The following is a 1973-nucleotide window of genomic DNA, read 5'->3' as shown; positions in this document are numbered from 1 at the left end:
CACGTCCGAGCAAGCTCGGCGGCCTGCTCCGGGCTCGGATAGAAGCGGTACTTGAACGCCCGCTTCACCGTCCCGGACAAGGCTCACAATCTAGCGCGACAACTAGTAAACCTTTCGGTGACGCGCGGGTAGACGCCCATCCGCCTTGGCGGCGGATCGGCTTTGCCTGCCCTGCTCCGCAGGAGTTCCGTTTCCTCTCCGGCCCGAAGGCCGGAGTATCCACGGAAGGAATCCGATGACGCTGTGGTGGATCGGCAACGCGATTCTGTTGCTCGTCGTGGTCCCCGTCCTCGTCGCGCTGCTCAACCGCGTGCTCGCGGCGCTGGAGCGGATCCGCGCGGCGACCGACGACATCCTCGCCGGGGGCGTCGCACTCACCGGTGAGCTCGACGACGTACCGGAGATGCTGGCCGTCACCGACCGCACCATCCGCGACGTGGCGGTCGGCGCGACCCGGTACGCCGGCTCCGTCGCGAAGCTCCTGCCCGACCAGAGCTGAAGCAGAGAGAGGAAGCGTCGTCATGCCGGCAGCCGCCTGGGTGACCCTGACCATCACCGCGCTGATCATCCTTGCCGCAGCGGTGGGTCTGCTGCGGGTCATCTTCCACCTCAAGGCCATCCGGCAGACCCTGGGCACCGTCATCGTCGGGGTGTGGGTCGTGGCCCATCAGACCCGGACGGTCCCGGAGGTGCTGCCTTCGGTCAACGCCAACCTCAAGCCGGTCCGAGACTTCTGCGAATCGGTCTGAGCCCGGGAGGAGCCGACGATGTACGAGTTCCGATGCGGCAGCCCGGTGTGCCGGACCCGCTTCACCGCACCCACCGAGGACGAGCTGATGACCGAGGTGGCCCGGCACGTGGTGGTCAAGCACCGCGTCGCCAAACCCACCAAGTCGCTGGTGCAGTTCGTCAGGGACAACACCATCCGGGAGATCGGGGTGAAGCCATGATCGCACTGGCGGCAGCGGCCGGCGAGACCACCGGCTGGATCATCGGCTACGCGATAACCATCGTCGTCGTGCTGGTGGTCGTCGCCCTCGTGGTACCGATCCTGGTCCTGGCGGCGTCCATCGGCAAGGAAGCCAAGATGATCAATGACTCCCTCACCGAGTCGGTGCACAACACCGCAGCCCTCAGCGAGCTGACCAAGACGATCAACCATGCCGAGGTCATCGTCGCGGGGCTCAACCGCGGGCGCACCCGGCTAGGAGGCTGACCATGGAAGCCGCCACTGTACTGGCATTGACGCCGACCCAGCGCAGCCTGTGGTGGGGAGCGATCATCGGCGGATTCGTGATCGTGGTCGCGGTCGCCGCGCTGCTCACGATCCTGGTCGCCCTGGTGCACCGGATCGACACGCGCGTCGTCATGGTGCGCGACACCCTGCGGGCCGCCGCGGCCAACACCGCCGACACCGCGCTGATCGGCAAGACCGCCGAAGGCGTGGACGCCGTCCTCGCCGAGGGCCTTCAGCACCACCTGTTCCTGGGCCGCGTACTCGACAAAGTGAGGTCGTAGCCGTGATGGTCATCCTGTCGGTGGTCGTTGTCGCCCTGCTGATCGCCGGGCTCGCGCTCTACCTGTTCATCGTCGGCAGCCAGCTCAACCGGATCGCCACCAACCTCGAGGAGTGCGCGGAGACCGTGCGCACGATCGTCGGGCACGCGGAGGCGATCGAGCCAGGCGTCGAGCACATCAACCGTACCGGCGGCGTGGTGGCCGGGGCGCTGCCCCTGCTCTACGGGATGGCCGAGGGCATCGTCGCCGGCGTGACGCCGCAGCCCGCCCAACCGGCCGAGCACCCACCGGCCCGCCCGGCCTCCGGACGGCGCCGCTCGCGGCTGCACGACGCGATCGGCTACCAGCCGGGCAACGGCGCGACTCACGGGGAGTCCAAGGCCGACCTGGTCGCCGGTTGACGTTCTCCCCGTCCTAAAGGACGGGGATTCCCTCCGCGCTGCGCGTGGAACAGC

Annotated in this window: 7 protein-coding genes; 6 read left to right on the top strand and 1 reads right to left on the bottom strand. The window is 68.2% G+C overall.

Annotated features, from left to right (window positions below; all coding sequences use genetic code 11):
• A partial coding sequence (locus Pme01_RS31920; protein WP_373315560.1) for a helix-turn-helix domain-containing protein occupies nt 1-68 on the bottom strand: 68 nt, incomplete at its 3' end.
• A 167-nt stretch (nt 69-235) separates the two neighbouring features.
• Between Pme01_RS31920 and Pme01_RS30655 the strand changes: the two genes are divergently transcribed.
• Genes Pme01_RS30655 through Pme01_RS30630 form a run of 6 tightly spaced genes read left to right on the top strand, consistent with a single transcriptional unit; the run spans nt 236 to nt 1919 of the window.
• A complete protein-coding gene (locus tag Pme01_RS30655) occupies nt 236-499 on the top strand; it encodes a hypothetical protein (RefSeq protein WP_168115980.1) in 264 nt (87 codons plus the stop codon).
• A 22-nt stretch (nt 500-521) separates the two neighbouring features.
• Nucleotides 522-749, top strand: a complete 228-nt coding sequence (locus tag Pme01_RS30650; RefSeq protein ID WP_168115979.1) for a hypothetical protein — start codon at nt 522-524, stop codon at nt 747-749.
• Nucleotides 750-767: 18 nt separating this feature from the next.
• A complete protein-coding gene (locus tag Pme01_RS30645; RefSeq protein WP_168115978.1) occupies nt 768-950 on the top strand; it encodes a DUF1059 domain-containing protein in 183 nt (60 codons plus the stop codon).
• Complete coding sequence (locus Pme01_RS30640) at nt 947-1216, top strand: hypothetical protein (RefSeq protein WP_168115977.1); 270 nt, start codon at nt 947-949, stop codon at nt 1214-1216. Before Pme01_RS30645 ends, Pme01_RS30640 begins: the two co-directional genes overlap by 4 nt.
• Before the next feature lie 2 nt (nt 1217-1218).
• Nucleotides 1219-1518 (top strand): hypothetical protein, encoded by a 300-nt coding sequence (locus Pme01_RS30635; RefSeq protein ID WP_168115976.1) that lies wholly within the window; start codon nt 1219-1221, stop codon nt 1516-1518.
• A 2-nt stretch (nt 1519-1520) separates the two neighbouring features.
• A complete protein-coding gene (locus Pme01_RS30630; protein WP_203935994.1) occupies nt 1521-1919 on the top strand; it encodes a hypothetical protein in 399 nt (132 codons plus the stop codon).
• The last annotated feature ends 54 nt before the right edge of the window (nt 1920-1973 follow it).

It is taken from the genome of Planosporangium mesophilum (genome assembly GCF_016863255.1).
Lineage (GTDB): Bacteria > Actinomycetota > Actinomycetes > Mycobacteriales > Micromonosporaceae > Planosporangium > Planosporangium mesophilum.
This window is presented reverse-complemented; position numbering and strand designations above follow the sequence as displayed.

Coding starts and splice junctions, on each gene's coding strand:
- Pme01_RS30640 (WP_168115977.1), top strand. CDS start 947: ATGATCGCACTGGCGGCAGCGGCCGGCGAGACCACCGGCTGGATCATC.
- Pme01_RS30655 (WP_168115980.1), top strand. CDS start 236: ATGACGCTGTGGTGGATCGGCAACGCGATTCTGTTGCTCGTCGTGGTC.
- Pme01_RS30645 (WP_168115978.1), top strand. CDS start 768: ATGTACGAGTTCCGATGCGGCAGCCCGGTGTGCCGGACCCGCTTCACC.
- Pme01_RS30635 (WP_168115976.1), top strand. CDS start 1,219: ATGGAAGCCGCCACTGTACTGGCATTGACGCCGACCCAGCGCAGCCTG.
- Pme01_RS30650 (WP_168115979.1), top strand. CDS start 522: ATGCCGGCAGCCGCCTGGGTGACCCTGACCATCACCGCGCTGATCATC.